This window comes from Sphingomonas sp., from assembly GCA_019635535.1.
Taxonomy (GTDB): Bacteria; Pseudomonadota; Alphaproteobacteria; order Sphingomonadales; family Sphingomonadaceae; genus Allosphingosinicella.
In genome coordinates this window covers 1342429-1363252 of sequence record JAHBZH010000001.1, presented here as the reverse complement: position 1 = coordinate 1363252, position 20824 = coordinate 1342429, and the positions used below count along the sequence as shown (strand labels likewise).

The 20824-nt window shown below is 68.3% G+C and carries 19 protein-coding genes; 13 read left to right on the top strand and 6 right to left on the bottom strand.

From position 1 onward, the window contains the following. Positions 1-6: 6 nt before the first annotated feature. From KF780_07015 to KF780_07005, 3 genes are all read right to left on the bottom strand, one after another. Positions 7-834, bottom strand: a complete 828-nt coding sequence (locus KF780_07015) for a tetratricopeptide repeat protein (GenBank protein MBX3561551.1) — start codon at positions 832-834, stop codon at positions 7-9. Positions 835-896: 62 nt separating this feature from the next. Further along, entirely contained in the window at positions 897-2027 is a 1131-nt protein-coding gene (locus KF780_07010) for an FAD-binding oxidoreductase (GenBank protein MBX3561550.1), read from the bottom strand. After that, on the bottom strand, positions 2024-2962 hold the full coding sequence (locus KF780_07005) for an alpha/beta hydrolase (protein MBX3561549.1): 939 nt from the start codon (positions 2960-2962) through the stop codon (positions 2024-2026). The genes KF780_07010 and KF780_07005 overlap by 4 nt, the downstream gene beginning before the upstream one ends. A 42-nt stretch (positions 2963-3004) precedes the next feature. Between KF780_07005 and KF780_07000 the strand changes: the two genes are divergently transcribed. From KF780_07000 to KF780_06965, 8 genes are read left to right on the top strand one after another with little or no spacing between them, the layout of a single operon-like run. Further along, a complete protein-coding gene (locus KF780_07000) occupies positions 3005-3475 on the top strand; it encodes a prepilin peptidase (protein ID MBX3561548.1) in 471 nt (156 codons plus the stop codon). A 52-nt stretch (positions 3476-3527) separates the two neighbouring features. Continuing rightward, the gene (cpaB, locus tag KF780_06995) at positions 3528-4553 is read left to right on the top strand and encodes a Flp pilus assembly protein CpaB (GenBank protein MBX3561547.1); all 1026 of its coding nucleotides are present in this window, start codon (positions 3528-3530) and stop codon (positions 4551-4553) included. 4 nt (positions 4554-4557) lie between these two features. After that, entirely contained in the window at positions 4558-6078 is a 1521-nt protein-coding gene (locus tag KF780_06990) for a type II and III secretion system protein family protein (protein ID MBX3561546.1), read from the top strand. 59 nt (positions 6079-6137) lie between these two features. Beyond that, positions 6138-6779, top strand: coding sequence for a pilus assembly protein CpaD (locus KF780_06985; GenBank protein ID MBX3561545.1), 642 nt, complete (start codon positions 6138-6140; stop codon positions 6777-6779). Beyond that, positions 6779-8059: a pilus assembly protein CpaE gene (locus KF780_06980; protein ID MBX3561544.1), complete on the top strand. Its 1281-nt coding sequence runs from the start codon at positions 6779-6781 to the stop codon at positions 8057-8059. The genes KF780_06985 and KF780_06980 overlap by 1 nt, the downstream gene beginning before the upstream one ends. Positions 8060-8093: 34 nt before the next feature. After that, positions 8094-9068 (top strand): type II secretion system F family protein, encoded by a 975-nt coding sequence (locus tag KF780_06975; protein ID MBX3561543.1) that lies wholly within the window; start codon positions 8094-8096, stop codon positions 9066-9068. Positions 9069-9084: 16 nt separating this feature from the next. Further along, the gene (locus KF780_06970) at positions 9085-10080 is read left to right on the top strand and encodes a type II secretion system F family protein (GenBank protein MBX3561542.1); all 996 of its coding nucleotides are present in this window, start codon (positions 9085-9087) and stop codon (positions 10078-10080) included. A gap of 56 nt (positions 10081-10136) precedes the next feature. Continuing rightward, the gene (locus tag KF780_06965) at positions 10137-10448 is read left to right on the top strand and encodes a hypothetical protein (protein MBX3561541.1); all 312 of its coding nucleotides are present in this window, start codon (positions 10137-10139) and stop codon (positions 10446-10448) included. On the opposite strand, the gene ppdK is transcribed toward KF780_06965, so the two are convergent. From ppdK to KF780_06950, 3 genes are all read right to left on the bottom strand, one after another. Then, positions 10445-13120, bottom strand: coding sequence for a pyruvate, phosphate dikinase (ppdK, locus tag KF780_06960; protein MBX3561540.1), 2676 nt, complete (start codon positions 13118-13120; stop codon positions 10445-10447). The genes KF780_06965 and ppdK overlap by 4 nt on opposite strands. 72 nt (positions 13121-13192) lie before the next feature. Then, positions 13193-15802, bottom strand: a complete 2610-nt coding sequence (glyS, locus tag KF780_06955) for a glycine--tRNA ligase subunit beta (GenBank protein MBX3561539.1) — start codon at positions 15800-15802, stop codon at positions 13193-13195. Continuing rightward, entirely contained in the window at positions 15799-16659 is an 861-nt protein-coding gene (locus tag KF780_06950; protein MBX3561538.1) for a glycine--tRNA ligase subunit alpha, read from the bottom strand. The genes glyS and KF780_06950 overlap by 4 nt, the downstream gene beginning before the upstream one ends. Positions 16660-16751: 92 nt before the next feature. On the opposite strand from KF780_06950, the gene KF780_06945 reads away from it, so the two are divergent. The 5 genes from KF780_06945 (at position 16752) to KF780_06925 (ending at position 20824) form a co-directional block, all read left to right on the top strand. Further along, entirely contained in the window at positions 16752-17717 is a 966-nt protein-coding gene (locus tag KF780_06945; protein MBX3561537.1) for a TraB/GumN family protein, read from the top strand. Between the two features lie 61 nt (positions 17718-17778). Next, positions 17779-18696, top strand: a complete 918-nt coding sequence (locus tag KF780_06940) for a TraB/GumN family protein (GenBank protein MBX3561536.1) — start codon at positions 17779-17781, stop codon at positions 18694-18696. 143 nt (positions 18697-18839) lie between these two features. Further along, complete coding sequence (locus KF780_06935) at positions 18840-19532, top strand: 50S ribosomal protein L25/general stress protein Ctc (protein MBX3561535.1); 693 nt, start codon at positions 18840-18842, stop codon at positions 19530-19532. Between the two features lie 108 nt (positions 19533-19640). After that, the gene (gene pth / locus KF780_06930; GenBank protein ID MBX3561534.1) at positions 19641-20216 is read left to right on the top strand and encodes an aminoacyl-tRNA hydrolase; all 576 of its coding nucleotides are present in this window, start codon (positions 19641-19643) and stop codon (positions 20214-20216) included. A 2-nt stretch (positions 20217-20218) separates the two neighbouring features. Continuing rightward, positions 20219-20824, top strand: coding sequence for a hypothetical protein (locus KF780_06925; protein MBX3561533.1), 606 nt, complete (start codon positions 20219-20221; stop codon positions 20822-20824).

Sequence of the window (20824 nt, the reverse complement as noted above, 5' to 3'; positions counted from 1 at the left end):
CGGGATTCAGCCGCCCGCCGCGAAGGCGAGCCACTCGTCCGGCACCGGCTCGCCGCGCGCGCGAACGATCGCGATGGCTTCCGCCACCAGCCCCGCGGCTTCCTCGGCGCGGCCCAATTCGGCGTAAATGCCCGCGAGATTGGCGCGGCTACGCGCGTCGTCGCGCGCCAGCGGGAGCACCTGCTCGAAATAGCCGGCCGCGTCCAGCCGCCGGTCGCGACGCAGGGCCAGCGCGGCGAGCGTCCGCAAGGCGGCGACTCGTTCCTCGCCGGGCATGGCCGCCGTGCGCAGCATGGCCAGCAGCGCGTCTTCGCGGTCCAGCGGATCGCCGGTCAATTCGCCGAGCCGGTACCAGAGGCCCGCCGCGATATAACGCTCCTCGTCGGCGACGTCTTCGGACGCCAGGAAGCGGTCGAGCGCCGACCGCGCCTCGTCATGAGCGCCGGCCGCGAGCAATTGCTGCACGGCATGAAGGCGACAGGCGGCGTCCGGCGACATGCGCGGATCGTCGGCCCGGCAGGAGATTTCCCGGATGACGCGCGTCCCCCCTGCGAAAGGGTCCATCCCGCTGCCCGGCACCAGCCCCGCCACGCCGGTCCGCGTCGCCACGTTCAGGAAGCCGATGCCCTCGTCGTTCCGGAGAATGCGCGACCCCGTCGCGTCCGTGCGCACGGGCTCGTCGCGCGCGCCCGTGACCGTGATGGCGTCTTCTCCCGGTTCCTCGACCGGCGGCACATCAGCCTGACCCGCGGCCGGAGCAAGACCGCCCAGCGCCAGCGCCGCGGCGAAGACGATCGTCGCGCGGCGGCGTCCCGTCGATAGTCGCGCCTGCATCCCCTCCCCCTTATTCGGCGGGACAGATCGGGCGGGATAGTAACGGCAAAGCCGTCCCCGCCTCAAGGCGAGTCCGGTCGAAGGGCCGGCCGGGCCGCCGCATAAGGTGACGGATCGATATGCGCGACCAGCGGGTCGGGCGCCTGGCCGAGCAACAGAGCGGCCGCCAGCTTCGCCGCCGCCGGCGCGGTCTGGATACCGAAGCCGCCCTGACCCGCGCACCAGAAGAAAGCGGGCTGGCGCGGATCGAAGCCATAGACCGGCAACCGGTCCGGCGCGAAGCTCCTGAGCCCCGCCCAGCGCCGTTCGACCCGCTTCACGCGCCAGTCCACGACCTGCTCCAGCCGGTCGATCGCCACCGCCACGTCGATCTCCTCGGCAGCGCAATCGCCCGGATCGCAGGGCGTCTCGTCATGCGGGCTGAGCCACAGTCGCCCCCCCGCCTCCGGCTTGAAATAGAAGCGCCCGCGCGCGTCCACGATCAGCGGCAACCCGGCTGGCGCGGGCGGATCGATACGCAGCTGCGCGATGGTGCGGCGATAGGGCTGGATGCCCAGCGGGGTCACGCCGCAACGCGCCGCCGCCTCGTCCGCCCAGGCGCCCGCCGCGTTGACCAGCAGGCCGGCCGCGAAGCCGCCCGCGATCGTCTCGATCCGCCAGGCGCCATCGAACGCGGCCGTTGCGACGTGCGCATCCGTCACGAGCTTCGCACCAAGCGACCGCGCGCGCCGCAAATAGGCTGCGTGCAAGGCGGCGACGTCGATGTCGGCGCAGCTCGGCTCGGCCAGCCCGCGATCCCAGCCGGCGCGCAGGTTCGGGATCGCCGCCGCCAGTGCGTCGCGTCGCATGTCGCGCAGTGGCACCGCCGAGGCGGCGAATTCCGCCGCCAGCGCGTCGAGCGCGCCTTCGCCGCCCGCATCGGCGAGATGGATCGCGCCGCGCGGCGCGAGAAGCGGGGCGGCCGCGAAATCCGGCGGCGGCGCGGCCAGGAAAGGGCCGGAGGCGGTGGTCAGCGGCTGGACCAGCGGCCCGCCATAGCTTTCCGACCAGAAGGCGGCCGAACGTCCGGTGCTGTGATAGCCGGGCCGGGCTTCGGCCTCCAGCAGCAGCACCGAAACCTGGCCCGCGATTTCCGCCGCCAGGCTCGCGCCCGCCATGCCGGCGCCGATGATGGCGACGTCGTAGCGCCTCACCGCGCATGCTCGTCGAAGAAAGCGGCGATCCGCGCCAGCGCGTCGTCGCGGATCGGATCGGCCTCGCGCAGGATTTCGTGGCCGGCGCGCGGATAGACGTGGAGCGTGGCATCGGGCAGCAGGCCCGCTGCCCGCTCGATCGCTTCAAGGCCGACAAGCCGGTCGGTCGCGCTGGCGAGCAGCAGCACCGGCAGCTTCACTCCTGCCAGCTTTTCCGGCGTGAAGCCCCGCGCCGCCGAACGATAGGCGGCGGCGAGCCAGCCCCAGCTCGGCGGGCCGATGTTGAAGCCCGGTTCGCGCTCCCACCACCAACCTTCGTCGGCATAGCGCTCGGGCGATCCGCCGGTCAGCGCGCGCTGACGCCGGTCGCCCGGCGGCGGCGCCTTCCAGACCCGCGCGTCGCTGCGGCCCAGCCGGCACATCACGGCGGCGATCCACGGCGCCAGGCCGGGCGGCATCGGCTTCGCGTTCACCTCCAGCATCGGCGCGATCAGCGCGGCGGCGTCGAGCGCCGGGGCGCGGTCCACGAGCGTGCGCAGCAGCAGATGCCCGCCCATCGAATGGCCGATCGCGACGTGCGGCCCCGTCGAATCCCCGCGCCAATCGACGATCAACGCCCCCAGGTCGTTCACCAGCGGATCGAAGCTCGCATGATTGCCGCCGACGATATCGCCGCGCGATCCGCCCTGCCCGCGCCAGTCGAAGGTCGTGACGTTCCAGCCCGCCGCGTGCCAGTGCGCATGGCTCTCCAGATATTTCTCGATGAAGTCGCCGCGCCCGGCGGCGAAGAACAGGTTGCCGCGCGCCGGCCGCCCGTTCGGCTGCCGCCAGTCCATACGCCGCAACGGCCAGCCGTCCGGCGCCCGCCAGGTCGAGAAGACCGCGCCCGGCGGATGTGCCCTGCGAATATCGAACCCGCTCATCATCGCGGCCACGGTTACGGTTTGGAAAGCAACGCCGTCTAGAGGGTTAACGCGATGACCGCGACACTCTCCTGGATTCTGCTCGGCGCGCTGGCGGCTTTGCTGCTGGCCGCAGCCTGGTGCGATCTCAAGTCGCGCAACATTCCCAACGGCCTCAATCTCGCCATCGCACTGCTCGCCATTCCATTCTGGTGGGCCATCGGCTTGGCAGTCTGGCCGGACATCGCCTTGCAGATCGGCGTCGCCTTGTTCGTCTTCGCCCTGTTCGCCGCGGCCTTCGCATTCGGCGCCATGGGCGGCGGCGACGTGAAGATGATCGGCGCGCTGGCGCTCTGGCTGCCCTGGCAGGCGGTGGTGATGCTGTTGGTGATCATGTCGCTGGCCGGCGGCGCCCTGACCGCCGCGATGGTGATCCGCCGTCGACTCGCGAAACGGGAGGAACCGATCGAGGTTCCCTATGGCGTCGCGATCGCCTTCGGTGGTCTCTGGCTGCTTAGCGAACGGTTTCTTTACCAATTTGGCTGAAGAGTAAGCGCTGACTTTTCTCTTTGTGCCCAGTGGGGAGGCGAAGACCGCCATGGACGTCAAGAAAATCGTGCTGCTGGTCGGCGCGCTGCTCATCGCGGTCGTCACCGCCGTGATGGCCAAGAACATGTTCACCGGCGCCTCGGCGCCGCAGGCCGTCGCCGGGCCCGCCACCGTGCCCGCCGGACCGCAGGTGCTGGTCGCGACCCGCACCCTGCCAGTCGGAACGATCATTGACGCGGAAGCCTTCCGCTATCAGCCTTGGCCCGAAGGCCTCGTGCAGGACGCCTATTTCATCCGTGGCGGCGATGGCGAGACCGATCCCGCCACGTTGATCGGCACGGTCGTGCGCACCGAAATCACCGCCGGCCAGCCCGTCACCCAGGGCTCGCTGATTCGCCCGGGCGAGCGCGGCTTCCTCGCCGCGGCGCTGGGGCCGGGCATGCGCGCCGTGACGGTGGGCGTGTCCTCGACCAGCGGCGTCGCCGGTTTCATCTTCCCGGGCGACCGCGTCGATCTCGTACTCGCGCAGGAAGTGGCTGGCGGCGGCGACGGTGCGCCGTTGCGCGTCTCGGAAACCTTCGTTCGCAACATCCGCGTCCTTGCCGTCGATCAGCGCCTCGATGCGCGCGACGCCGAGGGCAATCAGGTCGCCCAGAACACCTCGACGGTCACATTCGAAGCGACCCCGAGGATCGCCGAGAAGATCGCGGTCGCGCAGACCATCGGCCAGCTGTCGCTGTCGCTGCGCAGCCTCGCCGACAATACCGCCGAGCTGGAGCGCGCGATCGCGTCCGGCGAGGTGCAGGTGCCGGAAAGCGACGATCCGCGTGCCGAGCGGCGCATGTTGCTCGCCATCGCCAATCGTCCGATCGACACCAACTCGACCTATACGGTTGGCGCCGATGTCTCGCGCTTCCAGCGCAGCACAGTGCCTGGCCGCGCGCGCAGCGAGAGCGGCGGCAACAACAATGCGCAGGGCGGCGTGTCGTCCGGCGTGGACGGCCGGCCGGCCGGTCCGGTCGTTCGGGTGGCGCGCGGTAACAGCGTGACGCTCGTTCCGGTGGGAGCACGATAAGATGATGACGATCAACGCGATCAAGCGGGGCACGCTCGGCACTGCGCTGGCCGCCGCGCTGGCGGCGGGACTCGCCGCCGCCCTGCCCTTCCCGGCGCATGCCCAGCCTGCTGGTGCCGTCGCCCCCACCAACGACGTGACCCTGTCCGTCGGCGCCGGTCGGCTCGTCCGCCTCAACGGCACGATGACCGACCTGTTCGTCGCCAACGACTCGATCGCCGACGTGCAGGTGCGCTCGCCCAGCCAGATCTACATTTTCGGCAAGGCGGCGGGCAACACCACCGTCTACGCCACCGATCGCGCGGGGCGCGTGGTTTATTCGGCCAATGTCCGGGTCGGCCAGAATCTGGGCTCGGTGGACGAGCTGCTGCAGCTCGCCATGCCCGACGCCGATATCCGTGCGACGACCCTGTCCGGCATGGTGCTGCTGACCGGTACGGTCGCGCAGCCCGATGACGCGGCAGAGGCGGAGCGGCTGGTCCAGACGTTCGTCGGCGAGGCAACCCAGGTCGTCAGCCGTCTGCGCACGGCGACGCCGCAGCAGGTGATGCTGCAAGTTCGCATCGCGGAGGTGAACCGTTCCTTCGTCCGCAATGTCGGCATGAACCTGATCACGCAGGACACGACCGGCGGCTTCAACTTCGGCGTCTTCCGCGGCGTGCGCGGCACGGCGACCGATCCGCTCACCGAATTGCCGATCAACGCCTTTGAACGGATCGCCGACGGCAATTGGGCGATCGAAGGCGCCGGCCGCCTGTTCGGCCTGGACATCGCCGGCGCGCTCGATCTCGCCGAAAATAACGGCCTCGCCACCACGCTCGCCCAGCCGACGCTGACCGCGCTGTCGGGCGAAACGGCGAGCTTCCTTGCCGGCGGCGAATTCCCGATCCCGATCTCCCAGTCGCTCGGCTCGGTCACGATCGAGTACAAGCAATATGGCGTCGGTCTCGCCTTCACGCCCACCGTGCTCGAGGACGGCCGCATCTCGATGCGTGTCCGTCCGGAAGTGTCGGAGCTGACGACCGAGGGCAGCATCCGCTTCAACGGCTTCGACGTGCCGGCGCTCACCACTCGCCGGACGGAGACGACGGTCGAGCTCGGCTCGGGCCAGAGCCTGATGATCGGCGGCCTGCTGCGCAACGTGAACTCCAACACGATCGATCGCGCCCCTGGCCTCGGCAACCTGCCGATCATCGGCGCGCTGTTCCGGTCGAACCGGTTCCGCCGCGCGGAGACCGAGCTGGTCATCATCGTCACGCCCTATCTGGTGCGGCCGGTCTCGGCCAACCAGATCGCGCTGCCGACCGACGGCTATCGCTCGGCCAACGATCCGCAACGCCTGCTGCTCGGCCAGGAGCATGACGGCCGCACCGGCGAACGCCGTCCCGAGCCCCGCGCCGCCGAGCCGCGCACCGTGACGCCCGGCGTCGATGGCGTCGTCACCGGCAGCACCGCCCCCGTTCAGCCCAGCCAGCAGGTCGCGGCGGCTTCCGCCCCGTCGGCCCAGCCCGGCTTCGATTTCTGATGACCGCCCGCGCTCGAAAGGACGTAACGATCATGTCTCGCCTCACGACCTTCGCTGCCATTACAGTGCTCGGGCTGGGCGCCGCCGCCTGCGCGCCGACCACCGGCCCGCTCTCGGCGACCAACAATCCGAGCATTTATTCGGTCCATCAACCGATCGTGCAGCGCACCGATTTCGTGTTCGACGTGGCCGTCGCCGGCAATGGCGTTTCCGCCGGGGAGCTCGATCGACTCGATGGCTGGTTTCGCTCGATCGGGCTGCGCTACGGAGATAGCATCGCCGTCGACGAAGGCACCGGCTACGCCGCGCCGAACGCCCGTGCGGACGTTGCCCGCGTGGCCGCCCGCTACGGCCTGCTGCTCGCCGATGGCGCACCGGTGACCGCCGGTGCCGTTCCGGCCGGATCGGTCCGCGTGGTCGCCAGCCGTTCGACGGCGAATGTGCCGGGCTGTCCCAATTGGGATGCGGAAGGCAACGGCATGCTGGCGCCGCAGGGCACGTCCAGCAACTTCGGTTGCGCGGTCAATTCGAACCTGGCGGCGATGATCGCCAATCCGGACGATCTGGTGGTCGGCCGCGATGCTTCGGCCAACGGGACCGGCCGGACCGCGTCGCGCGCCATTCGCGTCTACCGCGAAGGCCAGCCGACCGGCACCCAGGGTCTTCAGCAAACCTCCACAACGCAGGGTGGGAACCAGTAATGAACGCGCCCTTCAGCGCCGCGCGCGCGGCATCGCTTCGCGATCCCTTCACCGCTTTCGTCTGCGACGAGGCCACCGCCGATCTGCTGCGGCCGATCGCGGTCGAGCACGGCTGGTCGCCGGAGAAGGTCAACAAGGGTGGTCTCAGGAACGCCGTGCAGACGCTGTCCGTCTCGGCGAGTCCCAGCATCCTGTTCGTGGATCTTTCTGAAAGCGGCGATCCGTTGAGCGACATCAACGCGCTCGCCGAAGTGTGCGAGCCGGGCACCGTCGTCATCGCGGCGGGCCAGGTCAACGACGTGCGCCTCTATCGCGATCTGGTCGCCAGCGGCATCCAGGATTATCTGTTGAAGCCCTTTTCGCCCGATCAGCTGCGCGATGCCTTCGCCAATGCCCAGCTCACCATCTCGGGGCCCCGGCTCAACGAAGCGGTGAGCGAAAAGCCGAACGTCATGGCCGCCGTTGTCGGCACGCGCGGCGGCGTCGGCGCATCGACCATCGCCTCGTCGCTGGCCTGGCTGATGGGCGACAAGGCCGGCCGCTCGACGGCGTTGCTGGATCTCGACCTGCATTTCGGCACCGGCGCGCTCGGGCTCGATCTGGAGCCGGGTCGCGGCCTCACCGACGCGATCGAGAATCCGAGCCGTATCGACGGCCTGTTCATCGAACGCGCGATGGTGCGCGCCAATGACAAGCTCTGCGTGCTCTCCGCCGAGGCGCCGATCAACCAGTCGATGCTGAGCGACGGCTCCGCCTTCTTCCAGCTCGAGGAAGAGATTCGCCATGCTTTCGAAGGCACGGTGATCGACATGCCGCGTGCGATGCTGGTCCAGTTCCCGCACCTTCTCAATGACGTGCAGGTGGTGGTGCTGGTCGTCGAGTTCACGCTCGCCGCGACGCGCGATGCGATCCGCATTCTGTCCTGGCTGAAGACGAACGCGCCGCAGGCGAAGGTCGTCGTCGTCGCCAACAAGGCCCTGTCGTCCGGCCAGGAGGTGACCCGCAAGGATTTCGAACATTCGATCGAGCGCAAGGTGGATGTGGTCATCCCGTTCGATCCCAAGGCGGCGATGCAGGCCGCCAAGCTCGGCCAGCCGCTCGCCAAGGCCACCAATGCGTCGAAATTGTCGCAGCCGCTCAATCAGATTCTCACGTTTACGCTTGAACAGGCTGGCGGCGAGGAGAGTTCGGAGGCGGCCGCTGGCGGTTCGCTGCTGGGCAAGCTCGGCAATATCAAGGCGCTGATGGCGAAGAAGCCCAAGGACGCGGCGGCCGCCTGACGTCGGCGGACGGCCCTGGACGCGAGGAGGCATGATGCCCGGTTTCTCGATGCTGGTCCTGCTCGGCGGCGCGGCGGTGACGCTGTTGATGCTGGTCGCGGCCTTTTCCGGGCCGTCGGCGGCGCGCGCGCAGGCCAAGCGGCTCGAAGGCGTGCGCGAGCGTTATTCCAAATCGTCCGAGGTCGCCGCCCAGGCGCAGATGAAGCGCATCTTCGCCGCCCGCCAGAACAAGGTCGATAGCTTCGCCCAGCGGTTCATTCCCAATCCGGCGCTGTTGCGGCTCAGGCTCGAGCAGACCGGGCGGCCGTGGACACTGGCCCAATATGTGATCGCTTCGGCCGGCATCGCCATTGCGGTGCTGCTGTTTCTCGTCCTGCGCGGATTGCCGGCGACATTTGCGTTGCCGGTCGGGCTGCTCGCCGGCGTCGGCCTGCCGCACATGGTCGTCGGCTTCCTGATCAAGCGGCGGGTCGCGCAGTTCACCAACAATTTCCCGGACGCGATCGAGCTGATGGTGCGCGGCCTGCGCTCGGGCCTGCCCATCTCAGAAACGATCGGTGTCGTCGGCAACGAGCTGCCCGATCCGGTCGGGATCGAGTTTCGTACCGTTGCCGACAAGATGAAGATCGGGCGGACGATGGAAGCGGCGCTCCAGGATACGGCGGACCGGCTCGGCACGCCGGAATTCCAGTTCTTCGTCATCTCGCTGCAGATCCAGCGCGAGACGGGCGGCAACCTCGCCGAAACGCTGTCGAACCTCGCCGACGTGCTGCGCAAGCGCGCCGCGATGAAGCTGAAGATCCGCGCCATGTCGTCGGAATCCAAGGCATCCGCCTACATTATCGGCGCGCTGCCCTTCATCGTGTTCGGGCTGATCTGGTTCATCAACGGCAGCTACATGCAGAATTTCTTCGTCGATCCGCGGCTGATGATCACCGGCGCGGGCGGCATCGTGTGGATGGGCATCGGCGCGTTCATCATGGCCAAGATGATCAATTTCGAGATTTGAGGGGCGCGCGAAGATCATGGCACCTGCGACCGGTCCGACGATCATGGGCATCGACATCACGATGGTGGCGAGCGGGCTCGCCGCCGTGGCGACCTTCTTCGTCCTGGTGGCGCTCTACACCGCGACCACGGTGCGCGATCCGATGGCCAAGCGCGTGCGCGCGCTTAACGAGCGGCGCGAGCAGCTGAAGGCCGGCATCGTCGCCTCCACCTCCAAGCGGCGCAAGAATATCACCAACCGCAACGAAGTCGCGGACAAGGTCCGCAACTTCCTGTCCTCGCTGCAGATGCTCCAAGAAGAGCAGGTGCTGAAGGCGCAGCGCCAGCTGATGCAGGCCGGCATCCGCTCCAAGGACCTCGCCTTTGTCGTGATCTTCGGCCGGCTGGTGCTGCCGATCGTGTTCGGCAGCGTCGCCATTGTCGGCGTCTATGTGCTGGACTGGTTTCCGGAATGGGGCGCGTTCAAGAAATATGCGCTCGTCGCGGGCACGCTGCTGCTGTCCTACAAGGCGCCCGATCTCTACATCAAGAACAAGGTCGACAAGCGCACCGCAGCGATCCGCAAGGGCCTGCCCGACGCGCTCGACCTGCTCGTCATCTGCGCCGAAGCGGGCCTTACCGTCGACGCCGCCTTCGGCCGTGTCGCCAAGGAGCTAGGCAAGGCCTATCCGGAGCTGGGCGACGAATTCGCGCTGACCTCGATCGAGCTGGGCTTCCTCACCGAACGGCGCCTGGCCTTCGAGAATCTGGCGGCGCGCATCGACCTCGATTCGATCCGGGGCGTCGTCACCACGATGATCCAGACCGAGAAATACGGCACGCCGCTGGCCAGCGCGCTGCGCGTGCTTTCGGCCGAATTCCGCAACGAGCGGATGATGCGCGCCGAGGAGAAGGCCGCGCGCCTGCCGGCGATCATGACCGTGCCGCTGATCCTGTTCATCCTGCCGGTGCTGTTCATCGTCATCCTCGGCCCGGCGGCCTGCTCGATCAACGACGCGCTGCTTTCGGGCTAGGAACCTCGCGCCGCCCGCGCCGTTGATCGTGCGTAACGATCGACGGAGCGACCGCGATGACCTTCTTCACGCCCGACCAGTGGCTGGTGCTGCTGCTCGTCTTCCTGCTCGGCCTCTTCCTCGGCATGGCCTTCCTCGCCAGCCCGAAATGGAAGCGACGCTACCGCGAGGAGGCGGCGCGGCGCGAGGAAGTGGAGGCCGAGAACGAGCGTCTCCGGCGCGACGGCGCCGAGATGGATACGCTGCGCCACGCCGCCGCCAAGGACGAAGAGCGGCGGCGGCTGGAGACCGAGGCCGAGCGCGATGCCGCCGAAGCGCGCGCCGACGAAGCCGAAGCCCGCCGACGCCGGGACGAGGAGCCGCTCTAACCCGCCCTGAGCGCCGCCTGCGCCGCCGCCAGCCGCGCGATCGGCACGCGGTAGGGCGAGGCGGAGACGTAATCGAGGCCCGTCGCCTCGCAGAAGGCGATGCTGGCCGGATCGCCGCCATGCTCGCCGCAAATGCCGAGCTTGAGGCCGGGGCGGACGGCCCTCCCTCGCTCGGCGGCGATGGCGATCAGCTCGCCCACGCCCTCCACGTCGATGCTGACGAAGGGGTCGCGCGCGAAGATGCCCTTGTCGACATAATGGGTGAGGAACCGCCCGGCATCGTCGCGGCTGACGCCCAAGGCGGTCTGCGTCAGATCGTTCGTGCCGAAGCTGAAGAACTCCGCCTCCCCGGCGATCTCCCCGGCGCGCAGGGCGGCGCGGGGCAGCTCGATCATCGTGCCGACCAGATAGTCGAGGCGCCTGCCCGCTTCGGCGAACACCGCCTCGGCGGTCCTGTCGATCAGCGCCTTGATGATCGCCAGCTCCGCCTTCGTGGCGACGAGCGGCACCATCACCTCGGGGATCGGCGCCTCCCCGCCCTCCCCGGCCACCGCGACGGCGGCCTCGAAGATGGCGCGGGCCTGCATTTCGTAGATTTCCGGATAGGTGATGCCCAGCCGGCAGCCGCGATGGCCGAGCATCGGATTGCTCTCCGCCAGCTCGCCGGCGCGGCGGCGCAGCGTTTCGATGTCGAGGCCGGAGGCGCGCGCCACCTCGGCGAATTCCTCCTCATGATGCGGCAGGAATTCATGCAGCGGCGGATCGAGCAGGCGGATGGTCACGGGCAGGCCCGCCATGATCCGGAAAATCTCCGCGAAATCGCCGCGCTGGGCGGGCAGCAATTTGTCGAGCGCGGCGCGGCGGCCGGCCTCGCTGTCGGCGAGGATCATCTGGCGAACATTGGCGATCCGCTCGGCATCGAAGAACATATGCTCGGTGCGGCACAGGCCGATCCCTTCGGCGCCGAACTCGCGCGCGGCGCGGCAATCGGCGGGGGTTTCGGCATTGGTGCGCACGCGCAGGCGGCGCCTGGCATCGGCCCAGGCCATCAAAGTGCCGAAATCGCCGCTGAGCTCGGGCTGCACGGTCGGGACCTCGCCCAGCATCACCTCGCCGGTGCCGCCGTCGAGGGTGACGATATCGCCTTCCTTCACCTCGCGGGCCGATTCGCCTTGGCCCACGCGCATCAGCTTCGCCTTGTAATCGATCGCGAGGCCACCGGCGCCGGAGACGCAAGGGCGGCCCATGCCGCGCGCGACCACGGCGGCATGGCTGGTCATGCCGCCGCGCGCGGTGAGGATGCCCTGCGCCGCGTGCATCCCATGAATGTCCTCCGGCGAGGTTTCGACCCGCACCAGGATCACCTTCTCGCCGGCTTCCGCCCATTTCTCGGCCGTATCGGCATCGAACACCGCACGCCCACAGGCCGCGCCCGGCGAGGCGGGCAACCCCTTGGCGATCACCTCGCGCGGGGCGTCGGGATCGAGCGTCGGATGGAGAAGCTGGTCGAGCGCCGCGGGATCGACGCGCAGCACCGCCTCGGGCTCGGAGATCAGCCCCTCGCCCGCCATGTCCACCGCGATCTTCAGCGCCGCCTTGGCGGTGCGCTTGCCGGTGCGGGTCTGGAGCATCCACAGCTTGCCGCGCTCGACGGTGAACTCGATGTCCTGCATCTCGCGATAATGGCGCTCGAGCCGGTCGAACACCTCGGCGAGCTGGCCGTACACCTCCGGCATCGTCTCTTCCATCGACGGCGCCCTGGCCCCGGCCTTCTCGCGCGCCGCCAGCGTCAGATATTGCGGCGTGCGGATGCCGGCGACGACATCCTCGCCCTGCGCGTTGATCAGATATTCGCCATAATAGGCCCGCTCTCCGGTCGAGGGATCGCGGGTGAAGGCCACGCCGGTGGCGCTCGTCTCGCCCATATTGCCGAACACCATGGCCTGGACGTTGACGGCCGTGCCCCAGTCGTTCGGGATGTCGTGCAGCCGGCGATAGGTCTTCGCCCGGTCGGCCTGCCAGGAACCGAACACCGCGCCGACCGCGCCCCAAAGCTGGTCGTTGGGATCGCTCGGAAAGGGCCGGCCCAGCTCCTCGTCGACGATCTCCTTGTAGCGCGCGACCAGCTTCTCCCAGTCGGCGGCGCCCAGATCGGTGTCGAGATGGACGCCCTTGTCCTCCTTGGCGATCTCCAGCGCCTCCTCGAACATGTCGTGCGGCACGCCCATCACGACATTGGCGTACATGTGCACGAAGCGGCGATAGCTGTCCCAGGCGAAGCGCGGATCGCCCGACGCGGCGGCGAGGCCCGCCACCGTCTCGTCGTTGAGGCCGAGATTGAGCACGGTGTCCATCATGCCCGGCATCGACACGCGCGCGCCGGAGCGGACCGAGACGAGCAGCGGATCGGCCGGATCGCCGAACGTCTTGCCCGTCACCTGCTCGATATGGGCGATGCCGGCGGCGATCTCGGCGCGGACATCGTCCGGGATGCGCTCGCCTTCGGCATAATAGCGGTCGCACATCTCGGTCGAGACGGTGAAGCCGGGCGGGACGGGCAGGCCGATCGAGGCCATCTCCGCGAGATTCGCGCCCTTGCCGCCGAGCAAAGCCTTGTCGCCGGCCTTGCCGTCCGAGACGCCGCCGCCGAAGCGGTAGACATATTGGCTCATCGGCCCGTGGCCCTCCGGAAGTTGACTAACCTGACGCTACGTCGGGGGGCGGCCCCTCTTTCCCAAATGGACTCAGCCCTCGATCCGAGAGAAATCGGCGACGCGATGCACCGCGTCGCGCATCCGGGCGAGCAGATCGAGGCGCGCGGCGCGCTTGTCGGGATCGGGATCATTGACTGTCACCTTGTCGAAAAACGCATCCACGGGCGCGCGCAGCGAAGCCAGCGCCGCCATCGCCCCCTCGAAATCCTCTGCCGCCACCGCTGCCTCGGCACGCGGCCCGGCCGAATCGAGCGCGGCGATGAGGGCAGCTTCCGCATTTTCGGGCGTGTAGGAAAGGGATTTGTTCCCTTTTTGCCCCTCTCTCCTTGCGGGAGAGGGAGGAGCCCGCCCGGCAGCGCCGGGTGGGAGGGTGAGGGCCTGTTCCTCGCCCACCATTCCCTCTCCCCGCTCGCCTTCGACGAGTCGACCCTCTCCCGAAATGGGAGAGGGTGTGGAAGGCCACCCCTCCTTCTTCAGGATATTCGCCGCGCGCTTGTAGCCGGCGAGGAGATCGGCGCCCTCGGGCGTCTCGACGAAGGACTGCAGCGCCTTCACCCGCGCGAGCAGCCGGACGAGATCGTCCTCCCCGCCGAGCGCGAACACCGCGTCGATCAGGTCGTGCCGGACCCCGGCCTCGCGCTGCTGGACCTTGAGGCGGTCGGCGAGAAACCGAGACAGCTCATCGTATACGGGAATGCTTGATCCATAGAGTAGCTGACTCTCACGAGCGACGTACGCTGCGGCCAAGTCCTTTGCCTGGTCTTCCGTAAGGCTCAGCGTGCCGGCCTGTTCTTCCATCTCGCGCCAGATCGCCGCAACGTGATGCACAGGTCCTTTTTCGATGGCTGCCAGTTCGGCTGCCACATCTCGAGCCCTCTCATGATTGTCCAAGATAGCCGGCCAGAGATCTGCAACTGCCTTGTCTCTTATCTGCTCGATAAACTGGCTTCGACTCTCAAACCAAAGGTCCTTGGCGCGAAGCCGGAGGCCGTTTGCCACAACGATTTGGACCAAGGCCAGCATTGCGCGGCGAAGCGCAAAAGGATCCTTTGATCCAGTAGGGGGCATGTCCTCCGTAAAGAAGCCGACGAGAGTATCCAGCTTGTCCGCCAGACTCACCGCCACCGTGACCGGCGCGGTGGGCACGTCGTCGCCCTGGCCGACCGGCTTGTAATGGTCGCGGATCGCGTCGGCGACTTCCGGCGGTTCGCCCTGGGCGCGGGCGAGGTGGCCGCCGATGACGCCCTGCAATTCCGGGAACTCGCCGACCAGGCCGGTGACGAGATCGGCCTTGGCGAGCCGCGCGGCGCGTTCGGCGAGGTCGGCGAGGTTTAGCCCCTCTCCCCTTGCGGGAGAGGGAGGGGCCCGCCCGGCAGCGCCGGGTGGGAGGGTGAGGGCCTGTCCTTCGCCCGCCTTTCCCTCACCCCGCTCGCCTTCGGCGAGTCGACCAGCGTCAGGTGAGGACAGCCCCCGGCTGCCCTCAGCCCGTCCGGGGGACGGGCGGCCTGACGCTCCCGCAAGGGGAGAGGGTTTTACGATCCCCTCCTCGACCAGCCAGCGCGCCAGCCTAGCGACGCGCTCGACCTTGTCGGCGACGGTGCCGAGCTTTTCGTGGAAGACGATCTGCGAGAGCTTCTCCGCCTGCTGCTCCAGCGGCACCTTCACGTCCTGCTCCCAGAAGAAGCGGGCGTCGGCGAGGCGGGCGGCGAGGACCTTCTCGTTGCCGGCGACGATAGCTGAAGGATCGCTGGATTCGATGTTCGAGACGAACACGAAGTGCGACCAAAGTTCACCGTCCTTGCCGCATGCGAAATATTTCTGATTAATTCGCATCGTGAGCTGGATGATTTCGGGCGGAACCTCGAGGAACGCGGGATCGAATTTTCCGAGCAGCGGCACCGGCAATTCCGTCAGCCCGGCATTTTCGGCCACCAGGGCTTCGTCGGGAAACACGTCAGCATATCCGGCGGCCTTGGCCGCGCCCTGACGGATCAGTTCCTTCCGCTCCTCCTGATCGACGATCACATGGCAGGCGCGCAGCTTCTCGACATAATCGTGCGCGCCGCCGATCGTGATCGGGCCGGGATGGTGGAAGCGGTGGCCGAGCGTGGCGGCGCCGGAACGGATGCCGGCGATCTCGAAATCGACCACGTCGTCGCCGAACAGGGCGACGATGCCCTGCAAGGGACGCACCCAGCGCAGGCTTTCGGTGGAGAGCGAGGCTTCGCCCCAACGCATCGACTTCGGCCAGGGGAAGGCGCGCACGATGGCGGGGATCGCCTCGGCGAGCACGGCGGACGTGGCGCGGCCGGGCTTTTCGATCAGCGCGAACAGCACGCCATCGCGCTCGACCAGTTGCTCCTGCGCGAGGCCGGTCTTGCGCAGGAAGCCTTCCAGCGCCTGCGGCGGGGCGGAAGCGCGGGGGCCTTTCACTTCCTCGGACACCGCCTCGGTCTCGCCCGGCAGATCGCGCGCGACCAAAGCGAGGCGGCGCGGCGTCGCATAGGTGACGATCCCGCCCGCCTTGAGGCCGGCCTTCTCCAGCTCCGCCGCGAACAGCCGCGCCAGATCGGCGCGCGCCTTGTCCTGCATCCGCGCGGGAATTTCCTCGGAGAGGAGCTCGAGCAGGAAATCGCTCACGCCGCCCACCCCTGATGCTCCATCCAGGCCTGGCAGCTCCCCTTCGCCAGATCGCGGACGCGGCCGATATAGGCCTGGCGCTCGGCGACCGAGATGACGCCGCGGGCGTTCAGGAGGTTGAAGACGTGGCTCGCCTTGATCGCCTGCTCGTAGGCGGGAATGGGCAGCTTGCGCTCCAGGCACAATTCGCATTCCGCCGTCGCCTTCTTAAAGGCGTCGAACAGGCGCTCGGTGTCCGCCACCTCGAAATTCCAGGTGCTCATCTGCACCTCGTTCTCGTGGAAGACGTCGCCATAAGTGACGCCCGCATCGTTGAAGGCGAGATCGTAGACGCTGTCCACGTCCTGGATGTACATGGCGAGCCGCTCGAGCCCGTAGGTCAGCTCGCCCGCGACCGGCTTGCAATCGAAACCGCCCATCTGCTGGAAATAGGTGAACTGCGTCACCTCCATGCCGTCGCACCAGACCTCCCAGCCCAGCCCCCAGGCGCCGAGCGTGGGGCTCTCCCAATCGTCCTCGACGAAACGGATGTCGTGCTTCGTGAAATCCACGCCGATCGCGGCCAGCGAGCCCAGATAGAGCTCCTGCAGGTCGCTCGGGCTCGGCTTCAGGATGACCTGATATTGGTAATAATGCTGGAGCCGGTTCGGATTCTCGCCATAGCGGCCGTCGGTCGGGCGGCGGCAGGGCTGGACGAAGGCGGCGTTCCACGGATCGGGGCCGAGCGCGCGCAAGGTGGTCGCCGGGTGGAAAGTCCCCGCGCCCATCTCCATGTCATAGGGCTGGAGGATCACGCAGCCGCGATCGCTCCAATAGTGATGGAGCGTCAGGATGAGCTGCTGGAAGGACAGTGCCATGGAGCCCGGTCTCTCGCCTTCGCGGGTGCAACAATAAGGTGGCGCCGCTTTGGCGCATGGGTAAGCAAGGGTCAAGGAAGGCGGAGCGGGTTATGCGTATCGATTCGATCTGGGCGCGGCTGACGGGTGCGTTCGCGCTGATCCTCGCCTGGTGCTTTCAGGCCGCGCCGGCGCTGGCGCAGGACGAAGCGGGGCGGGCGAACGCGGTCACGGCGCCGGCCGCCACGGCCAGTGCGCCGCGTCCCGCCATCTGGCTGCTCAGCCGGGGCGACACGAAAATCTACCTGTTCGGCACCGTTCATATCCTGCCGCCGGAGCTGCAATGGCGCTCCGCCGCGCTGGACAGGGTGATCGGGGAAGCCGACGAGCTGGTGCTGGAGATCGCCGCCGACGAAATGGAGCAGCCCGATCCCGCCGCGCTGCAAGCCATGATGCTGGGCAAGACCGCGCCGCTGGAATGGCGGGTGTCGCCCAACCGCCGCGCGGCGCTGCGCGCGATGGTCGCGGACAGCGGCCTGCAGCCGCTGATGCTCGATCAGATGCAGACCTGGGCCGCGACGATGACGCTTTCGGTCGCCCAGCTGGTCGCCGGGCACGCGGAGGATGGCAGCATCGAGGAGGCGATGGCCAACATGTCGGGCGCGGAGGACGCGCTGACCGCAGCCTTCCGCGAACGGGGCAAGCCGATTTCCGGGGTGGAAACCGTCGGCGAGCAGATGAGCTTCTTCGGCTCCATGTCCTTCACCGCGCAACGCGAGATGCTGGAGGAGATGGTCGATGCCCATGCGAGCGGCGCAGGCGCGGCGTTCGATCCCAACGAGAGCGGCTGGGTTTCGGGCGATGTCGAATCGATCGCCGAGGAGATGCGGGCGATGAACCCGGACCTCTACGATGCGCTGCTCACCCGCCGCAACGCGGCCTGGACCGATTGGCTGATCGCCCGGCTGGAGCGGCCGGGCACCGTGCTGTTCGCGGTCGGGGCCGGGCATCTGGCCGGCGAACATTCGGTCCAGGCCATGTTGGAAGCGCGCGGCTTCACCGTCGCGCGCATCGACTGAAGTCGTGCTTGCCATTCCGGCGCCGCGCGCAATAGCGTCGCCCCTTTAGCAGGAGTCCGATGTGATCCGTCGCTTGCTCGCCACCCTCACCGCCGGCCTGATCGGCTTCAGCCCGCTGCCGGCCTTCGCCCAGGCGCAGCCCGCCCCGGCGCCCGTCGCCGCCCCGCTGCCCGACGCCGATCCGGCGCTCTGGGTGATCCGCGACGACGACACGACCATCTACCTGTTCGGCACCTTCCACCTGCTCGACGGGCGGCCCTGGTTCAACGACGAGATCCGCACCGCCTTCGATGCGTCGGACGAGCTGGTGATCGAGGCGATCATTCCGGACAATCCGGCCGAATTGCAGCCGATCGTCCTGCGCCATGCGCTGACGCAGGACGGCCCGCCTTTGTCCGAACGGCTGACGGCCGAGCAGAACGCGGCGCTTGCCCGCGCGCTGGCCCCGGCCGGCGCGCCGGCGGCCGCGTTCGAACGGTTCAAGCCCTGGTTCGTGGCGATTACGCTGGCGAACCTGGCGGCGCAGCAACTCGGCATCGATGCCGCGCAGGGTACCGAGAAGCTGCTCACCGCCGCCGCGCGCGCACGGAACATTCCGATCGGGGCGCTGGAGACGATGGAGTTCCAGCTGTCGCTGTTCGACAGCCTGCCTCCCGAGCAGCAGCTCGCCATGCTGCAGCAGGCGCTCGACAATCTGGACGAGCTGCCGCGGATGCTCGCACCCATGCTCGCCGCCTGGTCGGCCGGCGACGTCGAGCGGCTGGTCGAGATGATCAACCAGATGAGCGCCGACGATCCCGCCGTTCACGACCTCCTCTTCACCCGGCGCAACGCCAACTGGACGGACTGGATCGTGGAGCGGATGCAGCGCCCCGGCACCGTGTTCCTGGCGGTCGGCGCCGGCCATCTGGCGGGCAATGACAGCGTCCAGACGATGCTCGCCGCGCGCGGCATCGCCAGCGAGCGCGTGGCGCGCTGATTTCCGCCCCGGCATCTTGCCGGGGCGGAAATACCGTCCTTGCCTCTTCCCCTCTCCTCCCCTATAGGCCGCGCCTTCCCGTTCATGGTCATCCCTGGAGGCGTGAGCGGGGTTTATTCGAACCCGCAACTTGGAGACATGCAATGAGCGAGCAGCTTACGCTGTCGGCCGAGACGCGCGAACGGGCTGGCAAGGGAGCCTCCCGTGTCCTGCGTCGCGAAGGCCGCGTCCCCGCCGTCGTCTACGGCAACAATGAAGCCCCCCTCTCGATCCACGTCGAGGAGAAGGGGCTGGTGAAGATGCTGCACGGCGGCCACTTCATGAATTCGGTGGTGATGATCGACGCCGGCGGCAAGCCGGTGCGCACCCTGCCGAAGGACGTCCAGTTCCATCCGGTCACCGACCGGCCGCTGCATGTCGATTTCCTGCGCATCTCCGAGCACGCGACCGTCACCGTCGCGGTGCCGATCCGCTTCGTCAACGACGAGCTTTCCAAGGGCATCAAGCGCGGCGGCGTGCTGAACGCGGTGCGCCATGAGCTGGAGCTGGTCTGCGACGCGGCCGAGATTCCGGAAGACGTCATCGTCGATCTCGCCGGTACCGATATCGGCGATTCGATCCACATCAGCGCCGTCGCCCTGCCCAAGGGCACGGCCAGCGCGATCACCGACCGCGATTTCACCATCGCCACGATCGTCGCCCCGTCCGGCGTCAAGTCCGAGGCGGCGGAAGCCGCGGCGGCCGAGGCGGCCGAGGCCGGCGAAGAGGCCCCGGCGGCGGACGAAGTGCCGACCGTCGGCGAGTCCGAAGCCGAAGCCTCCGAGGGCGGCGAGTAATTGTCGCGAATTTCCTGGTTCGGTTCCCTCTTCGGTCTGCGGACCGTCGAGGTGCCGGGCCAGCCCGCCTCGGCACCGGACGTTGAGGATTGGGGGGATTTCGTTCCGTTGCAGATCTGGGTCGGCCTCGGCAATCCCGGCGCGCAATATGCGATGCACCGGCACAATGTCGGCTTCATGGCGCTCGACGCCATCGCCGAGATTCACGATTTCGAGCCGGCGAAGAAGGCCTTTCACGGCTGGACCCGGCAGGGCCGGATCGGCGGCCAGCGCATCCTGCTGCTGAAGCCCGCCACCTATATGAACGACAGCGGCCGCGCCGCGCGCGCCGCGATGGATTTCTTCAAGAAGGATGTCGGCGACGTCACCGCCTTCCACGACGAGCTCGATCTCGCGCCGTTCAAGGTGAAGGTGAAGACCGGCGGCGGCACGGCGGGGCATAACGGCCTGCGCTCGCTGGACGCCCATATCGGCAACGCCTTCCGCCGGGTGCGCATCGGCATCGGTCATCCCGGCCACAAGGACCGGGTGACCGGCCACGTCCTCGGCAATTACGCCAAGGCGGAGGCCGAGCCGCTCAGCGACCTCCTCGCCGCCATCGCCGCCGAGGTGCCCCGGCTGGCCCAAGGCGACGACGCCCGTTTCATGAGCGATGTGGCGCTCAGGATGCAGGACGAGGATTGAGCGTGGCCGGTCGCGCGCTCTTCGCCACCCGTTTCTACGAAGGCGCTTTGGGCGATCCCGCTTTGGTCGCGGAGCTGGAGGGCGCCTGCCGCGACCTCGCCGAACAGGACGAGGCCGGGCAGCGCTGGAGCCGGGCGCACGGCTATCGCGGCTACACTTCCTATGCCTCGCTGAACGACCTGCCGCTGCGCGATCCGCGCTTTGGCGATCTGGTGAAGCTGCTGAACCGCCATGTCGCCGCCTTCGCGAAAGATTGCGCCTTCGATCTGGGCGGGCGGCGACTGAAGCTGGACAGCCTGTGGGTAAACGTCCTGAAGCCCGGCGGCGCGCATAGCGGCCATATCCACCCGCACAGCGTCGTCTCCGGCACCCTTTATGTCGCGGTGCCGCCGGGCGCCGGCGCGCTGAAGCTGGAGGACCCGCGGCTGCCGATGCTGATGGCCGCCCCGCCGCGCCGGGCGGACGCGCCGGAGGACCTCAAGAGCTTCGTCTATGCCGCGCCCGCGCCCGGCACGGTCTTCCTCTGGGAAAGCTGGCTGCGCCACGAGGTCGTGCCCGGCACGGCGAAACGGGACCGGATCAGCATCAGCTTCAACTACCGGTCCTGA

What these genes read in the sequence shown, in the direction of transcription:
- KF780_07015 (MBX3561551.1), bottom strand. Translation starts at nt 834, where the DNA reads ATGCAGGCGCGACTATCGACGGGACGCCGCCGCGCGACGATCGTCTTC.
- KF780_07000 (MBX3561548.1), top strand. Translation starts at nt 3,005, where the DNA reads ATGACCGCGACACTCTCCTGGATTCTGCTCGGCGCGCTGGCGGCTTTG.
- cpaB (MBX3561547.1), top strand. Translation starts at nt 3,528, where the DNA reads ATGGACGTCAAGAAAATCGTGCTGCTGGTCGGCGCGCTGCTCATCGCG.
- KF780_06990 (MBX3561546.1), top strand. Translation starts at nt 4,558, where the DNA reads ATGACGATCAACGCGATCAAGCGGGGCACGCTCGGCACTGCGCTGGCC.
- KF780_06980 (MBX3561544.1), top strand. Translation starts at nt 6,779, where the DNA reads ATGAACGCGCCCTTCAGCGCCGCGCGCGCGGCATCGCTTCGCGATCCC.
- KF780_06975 (MBX3561543.1), top strand. Translation starts at nt 8,094, where the DNA reads ATGCCCGGTTTCTCGATGCTGGTCCTGCTCGGCGGCGCGGCGGTGACG.
- KF780_06970 (MBX3561542.1), top strand. Translation starts at nt 9,085, where the DNA reads ATGGCACCTGCGACCGGTCCGACGATCATGGGCATCGACATCACGATG.
- KF780_06965 (MBX3561541.1), top strand. Translation starts at nt 10,137, where the DNA reads ATGACCTTCTTCACGCCCGACCAGTGGCTGGTGCTGCTGCTCGTCTTC.
- ppdK (MBX3561540.1), bottom strand. Translation starts at nt 13,120, where the DNA reads ATGAGCCAATATGTCTACCGCTTCGGCGGCGGCGTCTCGGACGGCAAG.
- KF780_06950 (MBX3561538.1), bottom strand. Translation starts at nt 16,659, where the DNA reads ATGGCACTGTCCTTCCAGCAGCTCATCCTGACGCTCCATCACTATTGG.
- KF780_06945 (MBX3561537.1), top strand. Translation starts at nt 16,752, where the DNA reads ATGCGTATCGATTCGATCTGGGCGCGGCTGACGGGTGCGTTCGCGCTG.
- KF780_06935 (MBX3561535.1), top strand. Translation starts at nt 18,840, where the DNA reads ATGAGCGAGCAGCTTACGCTGTCGGCCGAGACGCGCGAACGGGCTGGC.